General features: G+C 68.8%; 10 protein-coding genes and 2 pseudogenes. 2 read left to right on the top strand and 10 right to left on the bottom strand.

Going from position 1 to position 20,149, the window contains the following annotated elements:
* Positions 1–227: 227 nt before the first annotated feature.
* The gene (locus ACFVUY_RS07995; RefSeq protein ID WP_387728161.1) at positions 228–2,744 is read left to right on the top strand and encodes a SpoIIE family protein phosphatase; all 2,517 of its coding nucleotides are present in this window, start codon (positions 228–230) and stop codon (positions 2,742–2,744) included.
* A gap of 22 nt (positions 2,745–2,766) precedes the next feature.
* Here ACFVUY_RS07995 and ACFVUY_RS07990 read toward each other — a convergent pair.
* The 7 genes and pseudogenes from ACFVUY_RS07990 to ACFVUY_RS07960 form a co-directional block, all read right to left on the bottom strand.
* Positions 2,767–3,276, bottom strand: a pseudogene (locus tag ACFVUY_RS07990) (transposase); the annotation flags it as partial.
* Positions 3,277–3,333: 57 nt separating this feature from the next.
* A pseudogene (locus ACFVUY_RS07985) lies at positions 3,334–3,462 on the bottom strand (family 1 glycosylhydrolase); the annotation flags it as partial.
* Positions 3,463–3,840: 378 nt separating this feature from the next.
* Positions 3,841–5,676 carry a DrmB family protein gene (gene drmB / locus ACFVUY_RS07980; protein ID WP_387728159.1) on the bottom strand — a complete coding sequence of 612 codons (1,836 nt, stop codon included), beginning with the start codon at positions 5,674–5,676 and terminating at the stop codon, positions 3,841–3,843.
* Position 5,677: 1 nt separating this feature from the next.
* Entirely contained in the window at positions 5,678–8,947 is a 3,270-nt protein-coding gene (locus ACFVUY_RS07975; protein ID WP_387728157.1) for a DNA helicase, read from the bottom strand.
* The gene (locus tag ACFVUY_RS07970) at positions 8,944–10,842 is read right to left on the bottom strand and encodes a UvrD-helicase domain-containing protein (RefSeq protein ID WP_387728155.1); all 1,899 of its coding nucleotides are present in this window, start codon (positions 10,840–10,842) and stop codon (positions 8,944–8,946) included. Before ACFVUY_RS07970 ends, ACFVUY_RS07975 begins: the two co-directional genes overlap by 4 nt.
* Positions 10,839–15,536, bottom strand: coding sequence for a helicase-related protein (locus tag ACFVUY_RS07965; protein WP_387728153.1), 4,698 nt, complete (start codon positions 15,534–15,536; stop codon positions 10,839–10,841). Before ACFVUY_RS07965 ends, ACFVUY_RS07970 begins: the two co-directional genes overlap by 4 nt.
* 863 nt (positions 15,537–16,399) lie before the next feature.
* Entirely contained in the window at positions 16,400–16,804 is a 405-nt protein-coding gene (locus ACFVUY_RS07960; protein WP_387728151.1) for a hypothetical protein, read from the bottom strand.
* A gap of 104 nt (positions 16,805–16,908) precedes the next feature.
* On the opposite strand from ACFVUY_RS07960, the gene ACFVUY_RS07955 reads away from it, so the two are divergent.
* The gene (locus ACFVUY_RS07955) at positions 16,909–17,289 is read left to right on the top strand and encodes a tyrosine-type recombinase/integrase (protein ID WP_387728149.1); all 381 of its coding nucleotides are present in this window, start codon (positions 16,909–16,911) and stop codon (positions 17,287–17,289) included.
* A gap of 191 nt (positions 17,290–17,480) precedes the next feature.
* On the opposite strand, the gene ACFVUY_RS07950 is transcribed toward ACFVUY_RS07955, so the two are convergent.
* The 3 genes from ACFVUY_RS07950 to panD all read right to left on the bottom strand — a co-directional run bounded on the left by ACFVUY_RS07950 (position 17,481) and on the right by panD (position 19,760).
* A complete protein-coding gene (locus ACFVUY_RS07950) occupies positions 17,481–17,600 on the bottom strand; it encodes a family 1 glycosylhydrolase (RefSeq protein WP_387728147.1) in 120 nt (39 codons plus the stop codon).
* Positions 17,601–17,696: 96 nt separating this feature from the next.
* Positions 17,697–19,037: a GH1 family beta-glucosidase gene (locus ACFVUY_RS07945; RefSeq protein WP_387728145.1), complete on the bottom strand. Its 1,341-nt coding sequence runs from the start codon at positions 19,035–19,037 to the stop codon at positions 17,697–17,699.
* 300 nt (positions 19,038–19,337) lie between these two features.
* Entirely contained in the window at positions 19,338–19,760 is a 423-nt protein-coding gene (panD, locus tag ACFVUY_RS07940; protein ID WP_387690000.1) for an aspartate 1-decarboxylase, read from the bottom strand.
* Between the last annotated feature and the right edge of the window lie 389 nt (positions 19,761–20,149).

The following is a 20,149-nucleotide window of genomic DNA, read 5'->3' as shown; positions in this document are numbered from 1 at the left end:
TCCGTCGTTCCATGATCATCACCCGGTCGGCCTTGACAGCGGCGCCGTCGGGACGTAGATCGGGAAGCATGAGTCGGCACGAGCCGGTGGACCCGCCGGCGCCACCCGTCGGGAGCGACGCGGCGCCGTACCCGAACACGGGAGCCACCACGGATTCCGGACGACGCGGACCGGCGGCCAGGGCCGGGGCGGCCGACGGTGCGGCGGCGGACCGCGAAGACGCCCTGGTGACTGCCGTGGTCAGGGCCATCGAGGAGACCGCCGCCCATGCCGGGAGCGTCTTCCTGCGCTCCCGGGACGGCCGTTCGATCGTGCTGGCCGCCACCTGCGGTGCGCCGCCGTCCCTGCTCGGCGGCTGGCGGCTCATCCCGGTCAACAGCCCCATTCCGGTGGCGGTCGCCCACCGGTCGGGCCGGACAGTCCATCTGGCCGGCGCCGACGAGACAATGCGACGTTATCCGCAGCTCGCGGTGGCCCTGCCGTACGCATTCGGCTCGGCGTCGGTGCCGGTGAGGGCCGGGCAGGAGAGTCTGGGAGCACTGGCGGTGGTATGGCCGGCGCCACCCGGGCACGCAGGGCTGTCGAGGGCCCAGCTCCGCCACCTGCGGGCCATCGCCAACCGGCTCGGCGCAGCCCTCGCCGACGTTCGAGCCCGTGGGGTCGCCTTCGCGTACGACGCCGCGACGGTGCCCATCGAGGTCCCGGCGCCCACCGCGCCGGCAGTGCGGGTCGGCCTGTTCGACTGGCAGCTCGACACCGGGACCGTGGTCGCCGACGACGAGCTCTGCGCGATCTTCGGTCTCACGCCCGCCGCCTTCGACGGACGGGCCGAGACGCTGGCTTCCCGGCTCCACCCGGGCGACCGGGTCTCGCTCCGGGCCGCGGCCCGGGCGGCCGGCGCGGACGGCAGAGTGGTCGCCCGCCGACTGCGCATCCGCACCGCTGACGGGTACCGCATCGTCGAGCTGTGGGGGCGCGTGCCGGAGGCGCCCGGGAAGGAGGTCCGGACCCACCTGGTCGGCAGCGTGCTCGACGCCGGAGCCGGCGCCGCAGCCGTCACCGCCGTGGAACGGCTCCGGGACGGACTCTTCTCCCTCGATCCGGACGGACGTGTCGCGTACGCCAATCGCAGCCTGGAGGTGTTGCTGGGGGCGCCCGGCGGGGAACTGCTCGGCCGCTGCCTGTGGGATGTCCTCCCATGGCTGTCCGATCCCGTCTTCGAGGACCGGCACCGAGCCGCGATGGTCTCCCAGCAGCCCACTGCCTTCCTGGTCAGGCGCCCACCGGACCGCTGGCTCGCCTTCTCCCTCCACCCCGATGCGAACGGCGTGACCGGCAGGGTGACGTTCTCCGGACCGCCCCACGCGTCCGGACCACCGAAGGGATCCTGGGCAGCACGGGGTTCCGGGGCAGCGGAGGGGGCCTGGGCAGCGGAGGGGTCCTGGGCAGCGACCACCCCTTCGTCCGCTCCCGGACCCGGGTCGACCGCGCCGAGCCCGCAGCCGGGCCACGCGGAGCCCGCGCGTCTGGGCGCCATCTACCGGGTACTGCAGCTCAGCAGCGCGCTGACCGAAGCGGTGAGCACGATCGAGGTGTGCGACGTCGTCGCCGACCAGCTCCTGCCGACCTTCGACGGACAGCACCTGGCCATCTACGTGATCAACGACGGCCGTCTGCACCTGCTCTTCCACACCGGCCACCATGACCGCTTCCTGCACTGGCTGGAAGGCAAACCGCTCGATACTCCGCTGCCCGGAACGGAGACGCTCGCCTCCGGCGTCCCCCTGTTCCTCGAGTCCCGGCAGGACTTCACCGGTGCCTGTCCGGCTCACACCATGGACGACGTCGGGGCCTGGGTCTACCTACCGCTGATCGCCTCCAACCGCCCAGTCGGCACCTGCATCCTCGGCTTCGACGAGATCCACCGATTCACCGCCAAGGACCAGGGCATCCTGACGGCGCTCAGCGGTCTGATCGCCCAAGCACTCGAACGCGCCCGACTCTACGACGCGAAGTCCGCCCTCGCCCACGGCCTGCAACACGCACTCCTGCCCCACCGCCTGCCCGCCCTGCCGGGCATCCGCACCACCGGCCGTTACCTGCCCGGCACCAGCGGGATGGACATCGGGGGCGACTGGTACGACGTGATCCCCACCGGGAACGCCGTAGCCCTCGTGATCGGAGACGTCGAGGGCCACAGCGTCGCCGCAGCCGGCACCATGGGCCAGATGCGCAGCGCCGTGCGGGCCTTCGCCACGGCCGGTCACTCACCGAGCGCCGTCCTGGCCGGAACCAACCGGCTCCTGGTCGACCTCGGTCCCGACCTGCTCGCCAGCTGCTGCTACATCCGTATCGAGCCCGACAACGACCGCGCCCGCGCCGTCCGCGCCGGGCACTGTCCGCCCTTGCTACGCCGTCCCGATGGCAGCACCGAGGTGCTCGAGTTGGAAGGCGGCCCGCTCCTCGGCGTCGACGGCACCAGCAGCTATCCGGAGACGGAGCTGTACCTTCCCCGAGGGTCGGTCCTCGCCCTCTACACCGACGGCCTCGTCGAGGAACGCGACAGGGACATCGATCTGGGCATCGACGACCTGCGCACCTCACTGGCCCACGCCCGCGCCGGAAGCCTCGACGAACTGGCCGATCAACTCCTGCGCAAAGCCCGGCGCTCCCCGCACCGTTCCGACGACATCGCCCTACTGCTCACCGCCTACCACCCCGGCCGGGCCCTGCAGACCGACTGACGGCCCAACGCACGGGGCTTCGCCGGTCCTGCCCGCCTGATCCCCGCCGATGGGGCTTGCGACGGGCACGGCCGCTGCGCAGGGCTCCCGCCAGTTCGCGGCGGAGCTTGCCGCGTCCTTGGACGTAGAGGGCCTGGTAGACCGTCTCGTGGACCGCGTGCATCTCCGGCCGTTCGGGAAAGGTTTCCCGCAGAGCCTGGCAGATCTGCTCCGAACTCCACGTCCGGTCCAGGTGGTTCTGGATGAAGTCCCGCAGCCGCGGGTTCCTCGCGATCTTGCCGGGCTTGAGCCGAGGCCGACGGGCATCGGCGCACGCCTGCGCGGCATGGGGCCGGTAACTGCCGTTGCCCGGAGGGCTGTTGCGTCTGATTTCACGGCTGACCGTGGACGGGCTGCGGCCCAGCTCGCCGGCGATCGCCCGAATCATCGCCTTCTCGCGCAGCCGGTCGGCGATGTGGATCCGCTCGTCCTCGCGCAGGTACCGGGACACGGCGGCGGGCGCCCGCTCGGGTCGAGCGGGCGCCCTGAACCTGATGGCCTCTCGGCCGACGCCGAGGGACCGCACGTCCCGCAGCAGTTGAAGGACCAACTACATTGAGCGACGCGCCCGGTGGGCGGCGATCAGGTCGCGGTACCAGGTGTACGAGGCCTTCGGGGTGCGCCGCTGCGTCGCGAAGTCGACGTGGACGAGGCCGAAGCGCTGGTGGTAGCCCTCGGCCCGTCGAACAGGGTGTCATTGTAGTCGCGACCCTCTGCAGCCCCACTGCCGCCCGACAACCTGCGCCTCGCAGCGGACCCAGCAGCAACGTGAAGCAGAGGCGCCCCGGCCGCCAGCGCGGCGGAACTGAACCCGTTGCCCCCCAGATCGCGCCGGAACCCATCTTCGCAGCCCAGAGCCCTCCAACTGCACAGCAAAGGAGCCGACTTGGCGCCCGCCGCCCCTGCCCGCTCACAACGTGTGGTCCCGCTCTGGTCCCGCGCGGCGGCCCACTCTAGGGTTAGCCACCCCACCGCGCCGAGTCGGTGCCCTTGGCCACGCGCGAATACATGGCCGTGGCGTCTTACTGCCGCGATGGCACGTGCACACAAGTCGAGTTCAAGCCCAGTAGCCTGGGAAGTCGCCTTCCTGCGCGCCAATGAGGTGGGCACGATCGAGAAAGGTGTTGTTCATCTCGCAGCTTGTCTCCGGCAGGAGAACACAGGTGTGGCACGCGGCGAGGTTCAGGCCACGGACGCCGCCTACCTCGGTTTCCATGCAGAGGGGGTCGGAGGAACACCAGGAAGCGCGTTCGAGGGCCTGGGCGAGGGAGTCCGCGAGACGGGACCGTTCGCCCTGGGCGACGATGCCGCCGAGGCTGCCTGCCGAGTCGCTCGATGCGGTATAGATCAGGACGCCACACATGTCGTCGTTGACGTAGAGGCGTTCGCGCAGGGAGGCCGCGGGGTAGCCGCAGTCGAGGCTCCATTCGTTGATGAGGACGTGTGCGAGGGTGTGGATCAAGACGAATCGTGAGCTCAAAGGTGACCGTGGGTCGTCCCACTCCTGGTCGCGCAGCGTCTGCTCGTGGGCGGCGCGCAGGCGGGTGATGCGTTTGTCCTCGGTGCGGGCGAGTTTGGTTTCCCATCTCTCGAGTTGGGCCGGGTTCAGGGTTAGAAAGACGCCCTCGCCCACGACATCGATTGCCGGCAGCCATTCGAGGTCGGGATTCTTGCTCAGGCTGCCGATTCGGTCACTGTCGGCCTTCGAGCCCTGCGGGGGGCGGAGGCGGGTGAAGCCGGTGAGGGCGCGCACCTCACGGAGTCGCTTGACCAGCATCACTTGGTCGAGGCCCGGAATGTCGGTTCCGTCGCCCTTGGCTGGCTCGCACACGAAGTGTTTGTTCTCGGGGGTGTCCTCTGTGATCTTTCGGAGCTGCTCGTACTCCTCCTGGCGGAGGAGCTCGCTCGCGGCGAACCGGACCTCGTCCTCGGCGTCCTCGGTGGGTTCGGGCCGGGTCGCGTTCTCGATGGTGCGGACAGTCCGGAGCACCTGTGACAGCGAGTAGCGGCCATCGGTAAGCCAGCCCTCGTCCTCGGCGTACTCCTCGACCCGTTCATCGCTCTTGCCGACGAGGTGCTTGCGGTCGGCCTCTACCAGTTCCATCAGTTCCGTGTGCCACGGTGGGATGGACAGGGCCGATTTCAGGTCCGCGAACCATGATGCCGAGGAACCACGTTGGAGTGTCCGCAGCGGTCGAGTGCATCCTCTCTCGGCGGCGTCGCGTCCGAGCCAGGGGCGGGTGCCGCGGCACCGGATGCGCAGGCGGGGGAGGGCCGTCTTACCGAAGGCACCCTCCATGGAAGCCTTCCGGCCGCAGCTGCAACCGATGACGATGCTCCGCAGGCTTGCGGTGCGTCCGTCGGTCTCGAGGGTCAGGTCCTCCGAGGTCCGTGAGCAGGAGTGGCCAGCGCTCCTCGGGTTCTGCGGGTCGGCGTGGACCCAGTCCCAGTAGGGGAACTCGTCGAGGTGCCCATTGTCGCAGGCGACCATGAAGCGGGAGGGCACCAGCGGGACGCCGCAGTGCGCACACCTGTTGTCGTCCGGCCGGGCAGTGAGGTCGCGGAAGGGCCCGAGGGCGTGGCACTTCGAGCAGGAGTACGTCATCGGGAAGCGTCGTACCCGGACGCCCCGCCCCGTGGGGACGCGCGTCGCAGGTGGACGACGGAAGCCGTGGACGTACAGCATCGGTTCGAGTCGCCGGTCTCTCAGGTCGGGTTCACCGGTGACGTCCCAGGTGTCCAGGCCGCTGACGATGTAGGACTGGTCGGCGACGGCGATCAGGCCGCCGACGCCGTACGTGGTGATCTGTTGGGCACGGCGCACGGACCCGACGGAGGGGCGCTTGCGCTCGTCGCCGGCGGATGCCGCGTCGGAGGTGGTTCTGCGAGGCATATCAGCTCTCCAGGTACAAGTGGGACTCGACGTCCACGTCGCGCAGGCTCCAGAGGGTGGGGCGGGCCTTGGTGAGGTCATGGTCCTCGTGGGTGCGCAGCAGCGCGCGGTCGGGCCTGCGGCGGGGGTTGGCCGTGAATTCGAAGGGTGCCTCGTAGAGCAAGTCGTCGTTGGTTTCGACGAGTTTGTGCCAGTGGTCGACGAAGGCACGGATCTCGTTGTCCGCGTGGTCGGCTTCGGAGGGTGTGAGGCGTCGGATGCGGCGCACCAGCTGCTCGCGAACGGAGTCGAATTGGCGGGTGAAGGCCGCTACATCCTTGGCGTCCGAGTTGTCCCTGATCTCCGGGTGGGTGAGGCGGAGAAGTCCGACGAATACGGCGTGCAGGGCCTTGTCCCGGGCGCGGGCTGCGAAGGGTGTCACGCTGGTCGATTCGACCTGGCGGTAGAGCGCGGAGTGGTAGCTGACGAAGTTCTCGTAGTGGGACAGGTCTCTGGAGCGAGCGGCGTTGAACAGGGTGACGACGAGTCCGGGGTGGGCTCGGCCGACGCGGCTGGTGGCCTGAATGTATTCGGCGGTGGTCTGTGGTTGTCCGGTGACGGCCATGAGGCCGAGGCGGTCGAAGTCGACACCGACGGAGATGATGTTGGTGGCGAGCGGGACGTCCAGGGCCTGCCCGGTGTCGAGTGAGCGGCCGAGTGCGGCAAGAAGTCCCGGGAGATCGCTGGAGGGCACTCGGCTCGTGATCTCGGTGGGAAGGACTTGCCGTGGTGTCGCCTGGTCCCGAACGGCCAGGGTCCGAAGTCGTTCGTTGACGTCGGCGTGGACCTGCAGTTCGGCGGCGCCCAGCAGCCGAAGGCTGTTGAAGTAGCCGAGCAGGGTCCAGTAGGTGTCACGCACCGCTTCGTCATGGCACTGGAGGTGCTGGGCGTTGTGGAGGAGGGATGCGTAGGCCCGGATCAGGAGTGTCGCCTGGGACAGGCCGGGTGCGAGCAGCCCGACGTAGAGGCGTGAGGGCTTCCGGTCACTGGAGGCCTCGACGGCGAACCACGAGTCGCGTGCGTCGAGACCGGACGGCGGGAACTGTGCCACAGTGCGGTCGAACAGTGCTCTGCCCTGATCCTGGGCGCGGCGGATGGTCGCGGTCGAGGCGATGATCTTCGGGCGTGCACATGCGATGTCGATGGCTGCCTCGTAGAGACCGGCGAGCGTGCCGAGCGGTCCGGAGATCAGGTGGAGTTCGTCCTGGATGATCAGTTCCGGCGGAGGACATTTCTGGGCGCGCCGTCGCTCGTCCAGGTTGAACAGGGCGGCGACGTCGTCGCGCCAGGCGATGCGGGCGAACTTGTCGGCGGTGGCGATCACCAGTGAGGGCTGGACCCGGTAGAGCTCGGTGTCGACGACGTGCACGGGGAGCCCGTCGGCGAAGTCGCAGTCGTGGTTGTCGCAGTGGATGACCATGCCCTTGCCACGCGCGTCGACCTTGTGGTTGCGGACCAGCAGGGGGGTGGCGCACCAGGGACAGTGCTTGAGCTGGACCGGGTTCTCGTCCTGGAGTGCCTCGCCTCGTTCCAGTTTCCGCAGCGCCTTGGCGGCGTCCTTGAGGCTGTTCGGGGTGGCCGCCTTTCCCACCCACATGCCGATCGAGATCGGTTCACGGCCCAGACGGTCCTTCTGTTGGCCGCGCACGGTGTCCATCGCACAGATCAGAAGGGCTGCGCGTTCGAACTGCTGGAGGGTGAGCAGTCGCAGGGTGTACCGCATGAGTACGGCCACCCCGGCGCCGGCGTCGGGGTGGCCGTTCGCGGAGTGGGACCGAAGTCTGCGGTGGAAGACGGTGAAGGCGATCAGTCCGAGATACGCCTCCGTTTTACCGCCACCGGTCGGGAACCAGAGAAGGTCTGCGAGGTCCCGCTCCGGGTGCGCGGCATCCACAACACTGTTAAGGCACAGCAAGATGAAGCCGAGTTGGAAAGGACGCCAGGTGCCTTCGGGCACGGGAGTGCCCGCCCTGCCCTTCTTGATCCACTGACTTCTGCCGCGTTGCAGCGCCATGACACGGTTGGCGAGCCGAAACGCCTCGAGCGCCAGCGGGTCCCGTTCGAGCAGGTCGATCCCGGCGCTCATCCGCCGCTGCACGGTCCTGCAGCGATCGAGCTGCTCCCCGGCAAGGCGCATGGAGGTGGGGTCCCCGTGGATCCCGCCGCGCAGCAGCTCGGCGTCGGCGGCGCGCCCGCCGATCCACACCTCGTATCTGCCCACGAACTCCCGTAGGGAGCACAGTAGTTCCGGCAGCGGCGCCTGCTCGAGGCGCTGCATCCCTAGGTCCGCCACTGGTACGGACGGGTTCGAGTCAGCCAGCAGGACCTCGCTCACAGGGACGTGCTCCGTCCACACCGAGCTGACACCTGCGGGGGTGTTGTGCCGTTCGGGGCTGCCGACTGGCGAGGGGGTCCAGGACCAGGCGGCAGCGCAGCCGTGGCCAGCCGCGAACGTCGGGGCGTGGCGGTGGAGCAGCAGCGTGAGGCGGCTCTCGTCGTCGAGGTCACGGGCGGTCGGCCGCTCGACGAGCGCGGGACTTCCGTCGGGCACGGTGATGCGCAGCCTGACCTGGAAGAAGCATTTGGGGTCCTTGATCTCCTGCTGCTCCGCGGTGTGTGTGTTGACGAGGGTGACCGTCACGGCAACCGTTCCCCGCGGGCCTCGAGGCGGTCGGACCTGCAGACGGAGCACCAGGCCGTTCTCGAGGAGGCGCCGGGCGCCGGTGGGAGAAGAGGAGAGGACGTCCACGTCGGTGGGTGGCAGCTGCAGGGGGCGGCGGCGCCAGCGCAGGTCGGGTTGTTCGGTGCTTCGCTGCTCGACGCGTTCGGGTACCACCCGTTCGCCGGCGGCGTTCACCGGCTCGTAGACGGCGGCGAAGGCTTCCACGCGCACGTGCCGGCTGCGGGCGGGGTCGACGGCGAAGGTAATTCCGGTGGCCGAGGGGCGGGAAGACTTGGCGAGTGCAATGCCGGGGTCCGGGCTCCCGTCGACGGCCACCGTGGTGTCGATGTCATCGAAGTCCTGCTCCTGGCGGTCCGTGTCGTCCAGCTCCGCGGCCGGGGGGTACTCAACCTGTGGGAACAGGACGCCGGTGGCGTAGGCGGTGACCGGCCAGTCGTCGATGATCTCGATGTCCTCGCGGTGGTCGCCGTGGGGACCCAGCAGGTCGGTCGTGAGCCGCTCGGTCAGCCGGGAGCGGAAGTCGTAGTGCCGGGCGTGGTCGTCCGTCATGCGTCCTTGTCCTTGCGGTCGTACTCAAATCTGCCAATCCCGATCGGCCGTGGAGCCAGCCACAGTCCGAGCGGGGGGAGGCCTGCTCGGGCGGCGGCAGTGTCCTCGCCCGCCACGGTCTCGACGAGGTCGATCCGCATCCCGTGGATGGTGCGGGGCCAGCTGGGAGGTTGGTGTCGGGGCCACTTCTGCATGTAGCGGTAGAGGTCGCGGCGGAAGGTCTGCGAGGCGACGCCGATCGGCCGGTCGTCGTGGAGGAGGGCGTATCCGGGGGCGGTGCGACTCTCGTGGTCCACCGGCACGTCGTCGAGTCGGCTCCAGAGGACCTCGTCGCCGGGGGCGACCCGACGTGCCAGGTAGTCCTGGGTGCCTGGCGGGTCGAAAGCGAGGTGCTCCAACCCTGCGGGGTGTTCGCGATGGACATCGCCGACGAGGGCCGACAGGCCCAGGCACTGGTGGGCTTTGTAGCCGTAACGGCCCCACCGTTCGGTGCCTGGGACCTTGCGCACTGCGGCGAACCCGCGCGGCCGTGTGACGTACTCGTCCGGGGGTACCAGGCGGTAGATTTCCTCGCGGGCCCGGGTCATGGCCACGTACAGTGCACGGGCCGCGTCGCAGCGGTCGGCGTCGACCTGGTCGGGCCGGTCGTCCAGCGGCCCCGGGTCGATGATCAGCACCCGGTCGAACTCGAGTCCCTTGGCGCGGTGGAACGTCGAGACGACCAGGGCTTGCGGGTCCTGCACAGTGAGGGTGTCCGGCAGATCGCCCCTCACGACCGCCTGCCGGAGCCGACCCAGGTCGACGCTCCGACGGCTGCGGTCACCGGCGGTGTGCAGCAGCAGCTGCCAGGCCCGCTTCCCGGCGTCCGGTTCGGCGGCTCCGGGCAGCGCGTTCCATGCCCTGTCGAACTTCCCCTCGGTCACGGCCGTGGCACCGTCCAGGTGCGGGACGATGCCAGCGATCCAGGCGGGAGCCGCATGCTCGCCCGCGCTGCGACGGACGACGTGCTCGATTTCGAGGTCGGCGAACCAGCGCGAGACGAGCAGTGCGTCCCCGCTCGTGGCGCACAGTACGGCCGTTCGCACAGTCCCGTCGTCGAGCAGCCTGCGCATGTACGACACCTGCGGGTCGAGATCGAGCAGAGCAGCCAGTTCGAGTCGCAGCTCATCATGGATGGCGTGGGCCTCGGCGGACGTGCCGGCGACGCGCAGTCGGGTTTCGTAGGAGCGTGCACAGCCGGCCTCGGCCGAGGCCACGCGGAAGTTCTCGTCCAGCGTGAACTCGGCCAGTTCACCAGCGAACCGGATACGGAGCCAGGAGAAGAACCTGCCGGTCTCGGCAGCCCGCTCCGTCGGGTCGGTCACCTGGAATCCGTAGATGGCCTGGGCGGCGTCACCAACGACGGTGAATCCGCACTCGTAGGCCTCCAGAAAGGCCTGCACGAGTCGTCGGCGGTCGCCGACGAGGTCCTGGACCTCGTCGACCAGGACGTGGACGATGTCCTCGAGCGATTCAGGGGCGGTCTGCTCGTTCTCGATCAGCGTGGTGGCCGTCCGGACCCTTTCGTCGAACGTTCTGCCGATCCACGCCTCGTCCCCCGCGGCCTCGCGGAGCAGTTGAAGGGCCCACGCGTCGAAGGTGGCGACCCGCACGTGACGCGAGCGGCCCCCGAGCAACCGCAGGCGCTCTCGGAGTTCCACGGACGCGGCGCGGGAGAAGGTGAGGACGAGCAGCTCGCTGCTTCCGAGCCCCTCGGCGACAAGGTGCTCGATTCGGCGGACAAGCGTGAAGGTCTTCCCGGTGCCCGCACCGGCGGTCACCAGCGACTTTCGGTCCGCAGGCCGGTCGATCACCCGCAGCTGTGCGCCGGTCGGCGCCGTCGATGTCCCGGTCATGCCTCGCGCCACAGGTGTTCCATTCGCGTGTGGGCCAGTCCGCGGCCGAAGTTCTCGATGTTGTCGGCGACATTGAGGATCAGACAGGAGTCCTTGCCGCCGTTGAGCCTGCCGCGCAGTCCGCGGCCGATCATCTGGATGTACGTGTTCGGGCTAAACGTCGGACGGGCGACCACCACGGCGCGGACGGCCGGGGCGTCGAAGCCCTGCGTCAACACCTTGAAGTTCGTGAGTACCCGGATACGGCGGTCCTTGAAAGCGGCGACACGTCGCCGCCGGGTGCTCGGAGGCGTCTGTCCGTCGATCGACGCCGCCCTGATGCCGCGGTCCTCCAACAACGCCGCGAGGACCTGTGCGTGCTCAACCGATGTGGCGAAGACCAGCACGGGCCAGTCGGCGGGGAGTTGCTCGATGCGGTCCACAATGCGCCGCGTTCGCTCGACGTTCTGTGCAAGGCTCCTGACAGCCTCCGCAGGCAGCGCCATCGCATGCGTCTTCTGCATTTCGGCCACCTCTGCGCGACTCAGGACGTAGGAGCCGCCCATGAGTTCCTCGTGCTCGACCTGGGCAAGGACACCGATCGACTGCAGGTGGCCGTAGGCGTCGTCGTTCTCGAACACGCCGTAGTCGAGTCGCTTGCGTCCGAACCGGGCGGCCAGGGCGCGGGTCTCCTCCTCGCTGTCCCCACGGAAGGCAGTGGCCGTCAGACCCACGAGGTGGCGGGCGGTCCGGTGCTGGCTGATACCGAGCGCGTCGAGTATGCGGGTGTAGGTGCGAGGCACCGCGAAGTGGGCCTCGTCGACGACGACCAGGGAGCAGTCGCGCAGCCAGGCGTAGTTCTCCGTGGGCAGGCGCCTGACGGCCGTGTCGTCGATGGCGACCACGACCTGAGGCCCGTCCGTGACGGGCACGGCGTCGGGGATGCCGCCCCACATGCGGGTGATTCGCAGCGGCTGCGGGGAGCCTGAGACCTGCCACACGTAGACCCAGGTTTCGATCGCTTGCTCTGCGAGTTCCCGACTCTGCGTGATCCATAGCACCGGTCCGGTGAGGAGGCCGTCGCGGATCGCCCGGACGCCGGCCTCGGCGGCAATACGTGTCTTGCCCGAGCCGGTGGGGATCTGCAGCATGGCACGCTTATCGTCGTCCTGGGCCAGGTGCGCGTACATCCGGTCCACCAGGGTGGCCTGATACAGGTGCAGCTCCAGTGGCCGCCGCGGGCCAGGAACGGTCTCGTACGGGGCCGGGGAGCTGGAGGTCTGAGGATCACCCGCCCATGACTCCGGGAAACCGTAGATACGAACGAACCGCCGGGCCGCATGTCCACCGGTCCAGGTGTGCGGGACATCGAAACCAGCCTCGGTGAGCGCGGACGAGAGCACCCGCAGGACGTCCTCGCCGTGCGCCGCGATTAGCAGCTGTGCAGCCCGAAGACCGTCCGTCCGGGCACCGCGAATCGTCGCGTCCGCGAGCGCGAGACCCGGAGGCAACTCGGCGACCAGCCCGCTCTCGCCCAGAGCGAGCAACAACTTGCGCGCCGGGTCGCTCTCCCAGCGCACACGGACGAAGCGCTCCTCCTCACGGTCCTTTGCCTGCTGGTCCAGCAGGTCGCGGCAGCCGTCGGGGCCGAGGCGAAGCCCCAGCAGGCGGTCGACGGCGAGCAGCGTCGTCTCCTGGTCCTGCTCGCCCGCCAGCAACACGGTGTACCCGTCGAGCGCCTCGGAAAGAGGCTCCTCCCTGCGGCCCCGCCCCTCGGGCAGGCGGACAATCTTGACCAGGTCGGAGCAGTGGGCCAGCTTCCAGGCCGTACCACGGGGCAACACCTGACGAAGGCGTGGAAAGACGTCCGTCAACGGGACCGGCGTTTCGAGCGGCACGGAGTGGATCTCCTCGACCAGCAGGTCGGACGGCGCACGGAACCGGTGGCGGTCGATCAAGAACTCTGCGTCCGCCTCGGAGGGCACGAGCAGCGCCGGGACCCGCTCGTGCAGGAGCACCCGGTACTGCTCCCGGTCGGCGGTGACGGCCACACCCTCGCTCGTCGTGTTGTCCCAGTCGTCGCCCACACTGCAGCGGAAAAGGTGACCCCCGCTGTCCAGGCCGCCGGACGGCGCGGACCGCAGGAGAAAGGTGTAGGCGCCTCCGACAAATGCGGTGTCGGTACCCGAATCGGCACGCTCGACGAGCTCGCTCCACAACCCCGCCGGCACCTGCTTGACCTCCGAGGGCAGGCCGAGGGCCCGCGCGTACTGGACCCGGATGTCGGCGATAGGAAGGAACGCACCGTCCACGTCCAGCTCGGGACTGACGGCCTCCTCAGGACGCCGGTGCCCCAACGTGGTCGCCAGCACACCCTCCTCGCGGAGCATCCAGATGAGCGGCGAATCGACCGCCATACGTCCCTCGGGACCGGAGGTACGCGCGCACACCCATTCATCTGTGGCCCCGGCCAGGGGGAGCTCCCGCGCGAAGGCCGCCTTTCCCTCCTGGGAGAGTTCACGGATCAGGTCGAGAGGACCCGGTGGGGGCGTCCCGAGGAGACATACCGACGTCGCCCGGGGACGCGTGCTGTCTGCGGGAAGCGAGGCGCAGTACGCGTTGTACATGACCTTGCCGTACGCCTCGAAGCACGCCTCAGCCTGGGGAGCCATGCGTGCCACGGGTCGGTCGGTCGCGCCGACGGCCCGCATTAGGTCCGTGTCCGCGGCATGGAAGACCGGGTCGACCAGAACGGTCAGGTCCCGTCGGGCGTCCGCGGGCACGACCGGACCCGCGAGGAGGGCGGCGTGCACGGCACGGAACATGCCCGATGCGGTGCGCACCTTGAGTGTCCTGAGCGGGTCGGGCACGAGCTCCTTGATGATCTCGGCGGCGGCGTCGGTCTCCACCGCACGGACCAAGCGCCAGAAGTCCTCCCAGTCGCCGTTGCGGTAGCGCGAGAACCCGGTGCGCAGAGCAGCTCGGAGGCGCCCTGCCGGATTTGCCTCCTGCACGCCCAACTGCTGCAGCGCGTCGCGCATGCCGGGATCCTCGGCGATCAACTCGTGCAGGTAAACGATGTTCTCGTCCGGCAGGCGGCCGCCGCCGTGCGGGCGGAACACTGACCCCTCGTCGGCCGAGCGGAAGTCGCCCCGATCGGTGAGAAGGATCTTCGCGGCCCTCACCTCGCAAGCCTGCTGCTGACTGCCCTTTTCAACGACGGACGCCGCGATCGTCAACGCATGCTTGGCACCGTCGACGGAGCGGTCCTCGACCAGGGCCTCCAGCCAGGTCCGCAACGATGCCACCGTGCCGCCAGCCACGAGGAGGATCTCCCTCGCCCGAGAACGCCGCTCACGGCTCTCGACGCCGTGGTGGCACCAGTTCCTGGGACGCCCCGGGTGCTTCGCCCACTCCTCCAGCCAGCCGGGATTGAGGCCCTCGGGATGGAGCTTGAGCTCCTTGGGAAGTCTCAGGACCCCGTTCTGATCCGGCAAGGACCGCCGGCGGGCCGCCGTCTCGAGGACGTGCTTGCTTAGCATGGCATCACCCCACTGGGACGCCTCGCGGCCGCGCGCGGTGAGAAGGGTCAGATGGGAACCGGGGTCCTCGGCCTCCAGGAGGCCGGGGATCGATCCGACGATGAGCTCCGCAGCCTTCTCGACCAACTCTTCGTTGAACGTGCTCTTGGTGAGATTCTGACGATCCTCGGGGGTTCGCCACGGCGCGTTGATGATTCCAGTCAACGTGGTGTCGTAGTGGGTCGGGAAGTAGGCCCAGAAGTTGCCGCGCTCCCGCCGCAGCGGGTTCGCCTTGTCGGGCACAGCCCAGGAGATGGTGACGACCGGGCGGTCGTGCAACTCGCCTGCAGCCTCCGCGGCTTGCTTGCTCGGTTCGTGGTCGAGGCTGAAGACGGTCCAGTGCTCACTGCGAAGGAGATCGCCGTTCCTGCGTTCGAGCAGGTGACGACGGTCACCGTCGACCTCCTGCGTGAGCTCCCTGCGGACTCCGCGCTCCGAGCGAGCGTCCTCGAGCACCAGCTCGTCGACGTGGGCGGAGAAGAGCATGAAGTGTGCGGGGAAGTTCAGGATGTCCTTCCCGAGCCGGTCCGCCGCGCCCTGCTGCAGCGGCAGCACGACGGTTGTCGACGCCCACGACATGAGCTCGTCGAGACGGCCGTCCTGACAACGATCCGTCTCCTGGTCCAGCTGCTGTGCCATCCGCAGGACGGGAGTGGGGTCGAAAGCCGTGAGTTCCGGCACGGTCTCGCGGATGATCCGTGCCGACCATTCCTTGTCAAACCCGAACGACCCCGAAGTGCTGTAGAAGCGTGGCGTGTCCGAAACGCTCAACACTGACTTGACGCCGACACCGAAGCGTCCGATCTTCCCGGTGCGCTTGCGTGACACTGCCATGCGCAGGATGGTGTCGGCGCCTTCCGGCGTCATCGCAGCCCCGGTATTCGCACAATAGAGGTGCGTCTCCGTCAGCAGTACGTGGATCTTTCCGTCCGCGCCCGGCGCGCGCTCCAGATTCTCGTCGGCACCGTTCTGGACCAACTCATAGAGCTGACGCTCGCCGTACCCGCCCTGCGTGATGCGCCGCTCATTGTTCGCATGCTCCAGAACATGGCCTGGGTCCGCACGGTAAACATTCAGTACACGGCGCGAGAGGTCTTCCACAACGGCAACGACGCCGTGGGGATCCGGTGGCACGGCAAACAAGGGTGAACGACCCCCAATGGATGGTGCGGAATATCGGAATCTCCTGGAGACCAACCGGCATGTCATGAACCTGCGATCGACGCGCCTTCAACCCGCGAAGAATTCAACAGGAGAGCCGAGCTCTTGGGCGTGAACCCTAGCGAGGTCCTTTGAGCCCCGCAAGCAAACTTGACAAACAGACAGGTGCACATTCCCTGCCGGTCGAGGGGACCGGAGCTCAACCGATGCGCATTTTGCGGTGAACAGGTACATCTGTCGGAGATGCCACGACTCGATACATTAGTTCCTTCTGGCGTGATTGAAGCGATCTGCGACGCATGGCCGCCGTTGCAACGAAGCACTTCCCGAGAGCATCCGCCAGCAGAGCGCGTCACGCCACGACTCCAGAGGCCGCTCGATCTCGATAATCAGAGCTAAGTCGACAGGTGCTCAAAAGATCAGGAATTGATTGCACTCGAAGGGTAGATCAATAACATGACAGGCGCCACGGCGAGAAGCCTTACCACATCTGGGTGAGATTGCAGCTTGAAAACCATCTCCGAGGATGCCTCGCGTCAACCCGTGGAATGTTCCGGCGAGCGACCTCTGGCCTACTTCGGAGCAATCGGTGCACGTGAGTGTTGTTGCGCTGGGCACGCCCCACGCGCCCAGCACGCCTCCCGGATGGCGCTTCGGCGCCGCGCGGACGACCGACGCACGTCTTCCCTATCGTGATGGCACATCAGCCGAACAAGATCTCTTCGGGCCTCCGGTTGAGCACATCGACAGGTCTCCGCCATGGTCCTCGCCAGCGGTCTCGCGGAGTTCCTTCACGAGGTCCTGACCATTGATCAGGACGACGGGATACTGGGTCCTCAACCATCTCGAGCTGGGCCGCTTCCGAGTAGGCTCCGGTGGCCACGTAGACACCGATCCATCCGCGGCGGAGCCTGGCCACGACCCGGGCGATCTGCTCGGCCGAGACCAGGCTGTCCGGCTTGACGCACTTGGCCTGCCCGAGGACCACGGGTTCGGTGCCGGCCAGGCCGCTGCCGAGGTCGAGACGTCCCTCCGTCGCCGGACCTCCGGGTGAGCCAGCCCTCCCTGCTCCAGGCGACACGGCGGCGCACCCGCGGCAGCACGGAGTGCCCGCGCCTCACCCACTCCCGCCACGCGGCAGGGGCCAGCTCGAACGCGTGGGCGTTGGAGCGGCCGGGTTCACGGCGGGCCGTGATCCAGTCCCAGTTGAGCTTGTCGTCTTCGGCGGATAGATCGATCACCGCGAGGTCGAGGACGTAGTTGGTAAGGGTGGTGCGGGCCCGGCCAGCCCACTGAACGACGCGTTACGCGCGGCTGGCAGACCACGACTGGGCCCGGCGGGCTGGTGGACAAGGGGACCAAGGGCAAGCGGCGCCGGACCGTGCCGGTGATCCCAGAGATCCGCGACCTGCTGACCTGGCGCCTGGACGTGATCGACCGGGACCCGATGGCGCGGCTGTTCACCGGGCCACGGGGAGGGAGGATCACCATCGTCGTCTTGCGGGACGCGACGCACTGGGACGAAGTGGTGGTCACGCTCGGCTTCGAGCACCTGCGCCGCCACGACCTCCGCCACACCAGGCTGACATGGATGGCCGACGCGGGGGTCCCGCTGCACGTCCTGCGGAAGATCGCCGGGCACGGATCGCTCACGACGACTCAGCGGCACCTGCACCCGGATAGGCGCTCGATCGAGCTGGCCGGCGAGGCGCTGACGCCCACCTGAGCGTGCCCCGCGAGGTCCCTGGTCCCGCTAGACTCCCCCGCGCGCCACCTGCGGCTTGTGCGCTGACCCACCCTCGGAAACGGAAAAAGCCCCGCCGACCTAAACTTCCGTCCAGTCAGCGGGGATCCGATATCACTGTCGGGACGACAGGATCTGAACTGCAACCCCTTGACCCCCAGCCGCCGCAAGGCCTACCTCGCATGCAGGGCCCGATGGGCCGCGATGAGCTGGCGATACCAGGCGTACGAGGCTTTCGGCGTGCGGCGTTGGGTGGTGAAGTCGACGTGCATGAGGCCAAATCTTTGAGTCAACCCTCAGCCCGTCGAACAGACTGTCATTATAGGGCGACCGTAACTACCAGTCACGACCTTTCTCAAGTCGACGATCTCACAAGAAAGTTACCGCCCCTACTTCGCATTCCGCGCCCGGTGGGCGGCGATCAGGTCGCGGTACCAGGTGTACGAGGCCTTCGGGGTGCGCTGCTGGGTCTCGAAGTCGACGTGGACGAGGCCGAAGCGCTGGTGGTAGCCCTCGGCCCACTCGAAGTTGTCGAGGAGGGACCAGGTGTAGTAGCCGCGGATGTCGATGCCTTCGGCGGTGGCGCGGGCGAGGGCGTCGAGGTGGGCGGCCATGAAGTCGATGCGGGGCTGGTCGGGAACGGCCTCCTCGGTGACGGAGCAGCCGTTCTCGGTGATGGTGATCGGCGGGAGGGCCTTGCCGTAGGTGTCCCGCAGGCCGAGGAGGAGTTGGCGGAGGGCGTCGGGGACGACGGGCCAGCCGAAGGCGGTGTGGGGGACGTCGGGGATGTCGACGAGGTCGAAGGGCAGGCCTGGTTCGGTGGGGGCGGCGACGCGGGTGGGGTTGTAGAAGTTGAGGCCGAGGCCGTCCAGGCCGGGGGTGTGGATGAGGTCGAGGTCTCCGGGGTGGACGGCGCCGAAGATGTCGTCGGGGACGCCGAGGGCGGAGAGGTCGGGGTAGCGGCCGAGGAGGACGGGGTCGGTGAACAGCCGGTTGTGGAGGGCGTCGTAGGCGGCTGCGGCGGCGAGGTCGGCGGGGTCGGAGGAGGCCGGCTCGACGGGGGTGAGGTTGTTGGAGAGCATCGCCTCCAGGCCGCGGTCGTGGAGGACGGAGGCGGCCAGGCCGTGGGCGAGGAGTTGGTGGTGGGCGGCGGGGAGGGCTTCGAACATCAGGGTGCGGCCGGGGGCGTGGGTGCCCAGGGCGTAGCCGAAGACGGTGTGGACGAAGGGCTCGTTGAGGGTGATCCAGGCGGGGACGCGGTCGCCGAGGCGGTCGGCCACGACGGTGGCGTACTCGGCGAAGCGGTACGCGGTGTCGCGGTTCAGCCAGCCGCCGCGGTCTTCGAGGGCCTGCGGGAGGTCCCAGTGGAAGAGGGTGGGCAGCGGGGTGATGCCCGCGTCGAGCAGCGCGTCCACCAGGCGGTCGTAGAAGGCGAGGCCGGCCTCGTTGACGGCGCCGGCGCCGGTGGGCAGGACGCGGGACCAGGCGAGGGAGAAGCGGTAGCCGTCCAGTCCGAGGCCCTTCATCAGGGCGATGTCCTCGGGGTACCGGTGGTAGTGGTCGCAGGCCACCGCGCCGGTGTGGCCGTCGCGGACGGCGCCGGGGCGGACGGCGAAGGTGTCCCAGACGGACGGTCCGCGGCCGTCCTCCTCCACCGCCCCCTCGATCTGGTAGGCGGCGGTGGCTGCACCCCAGCGGAAGTCCGCCGGCAGGTCGAAGCGGTCGGGCATGACAGCCTCCTGAGGAGAACATGAGGGGCTGTCATATTACTGACGACGCGTCGGAACACCAGAGAGGGCGACCCCGGACTTCGGCGGTCGGCCCCCTATTCGGCCGGAGCCGTGCGCGGCGGCCGACCGGTGCCGGCCAGTGCCGGCCGACGGGTGCCGGCCGACGGGTGCCGACCGGTGCCGGCCGGCCGGCGCCGGCCGGGGCGATCGCGGCGCCCGCGATCACCCCGGCCCGGCCCGGCCCGGCCCGGCCGGCCGCCGTGGCGAAATCCCGTGGATCCGTTCTACGGTGACCCCGGCTCAGCTCCCGTTCGCGAGGGTGTCACCGCGGACCAGGCCGGAATCCGCCGGCACGTCGGCCGGATCGGAGCCCTCGTGCAGGATCCGGTTGTTCTCGTCGACGAAGACCACCCGGGGTTCGAGCTTGCCGAGTTCGTCCTGGTGCACCTGCGCGTAGGCGATGATGATCACAAGGTCGCCGACGCCGATGAGCCGGGCGGCGGCGCCGTTGATGCCGATCACACCGCTGCCGCGCGGCCCCTCGATCACATAGGTGGACAGCCGCTGCCCGTTGTTGATGTCGACGATGTCGACCTTCTCGCCGGCCACCAGGTCGGCGGCCTCCATCAGGTCGGCGCAGATGGTCAGCGAGCCGACGTAGTGCAGGTCGGCCTGCGTCACCGTGGCCCGGTGGATCTTCGACCGCATCAGGGTGCGATACATGACTGCTCCTTCTTTGACGGGGTGTACTGGCACCGTGACGCCCTCGGCGAACACGGGAGACCTCTCCGCGGCTCCGGCTGACGCTCCGTCACGATCAGGGGCCCGCGGCGGGAAGTGCGGTGGTCAGGGGTCACAAATGCGGGTTGACGCGTTCGCGGCGTGATGTGACCATCGAACGGGTTCACGCCCGGGGACACTGTGGCCGGCGGGAATCGTTGGGGAGGTTCTGCTCGCGTCCGGGGAATCGCCCTCGGCACTGTGGCCTGTCCGCGCGCTGCCACCGGGATCGCCGTCGACTCCGGTTCGAGCAGGCCGTGGCGTGGTGCCGATCGGGCACCCGTCGACGGCAGGGAGGCGCCTTCGCGCGCGGTCAGCGAGTTATATCTGCA

This window comes from Kitasatospora sp. NPDC058063 (assembly GCF_042885395.1).
GTDB classification, from domain to species: Bacteria; Actinomycetota; Actinomycetes; order Streptomycetales; family Streptomycetaceae; genus Kitasatospora; species Kitasatospora lactacystinica.
The sequence above is the reverse complement of the archived record's forward strand: the minus strand, read 5'-3'. Positions and strand labels throughout refer to the sequence as shown.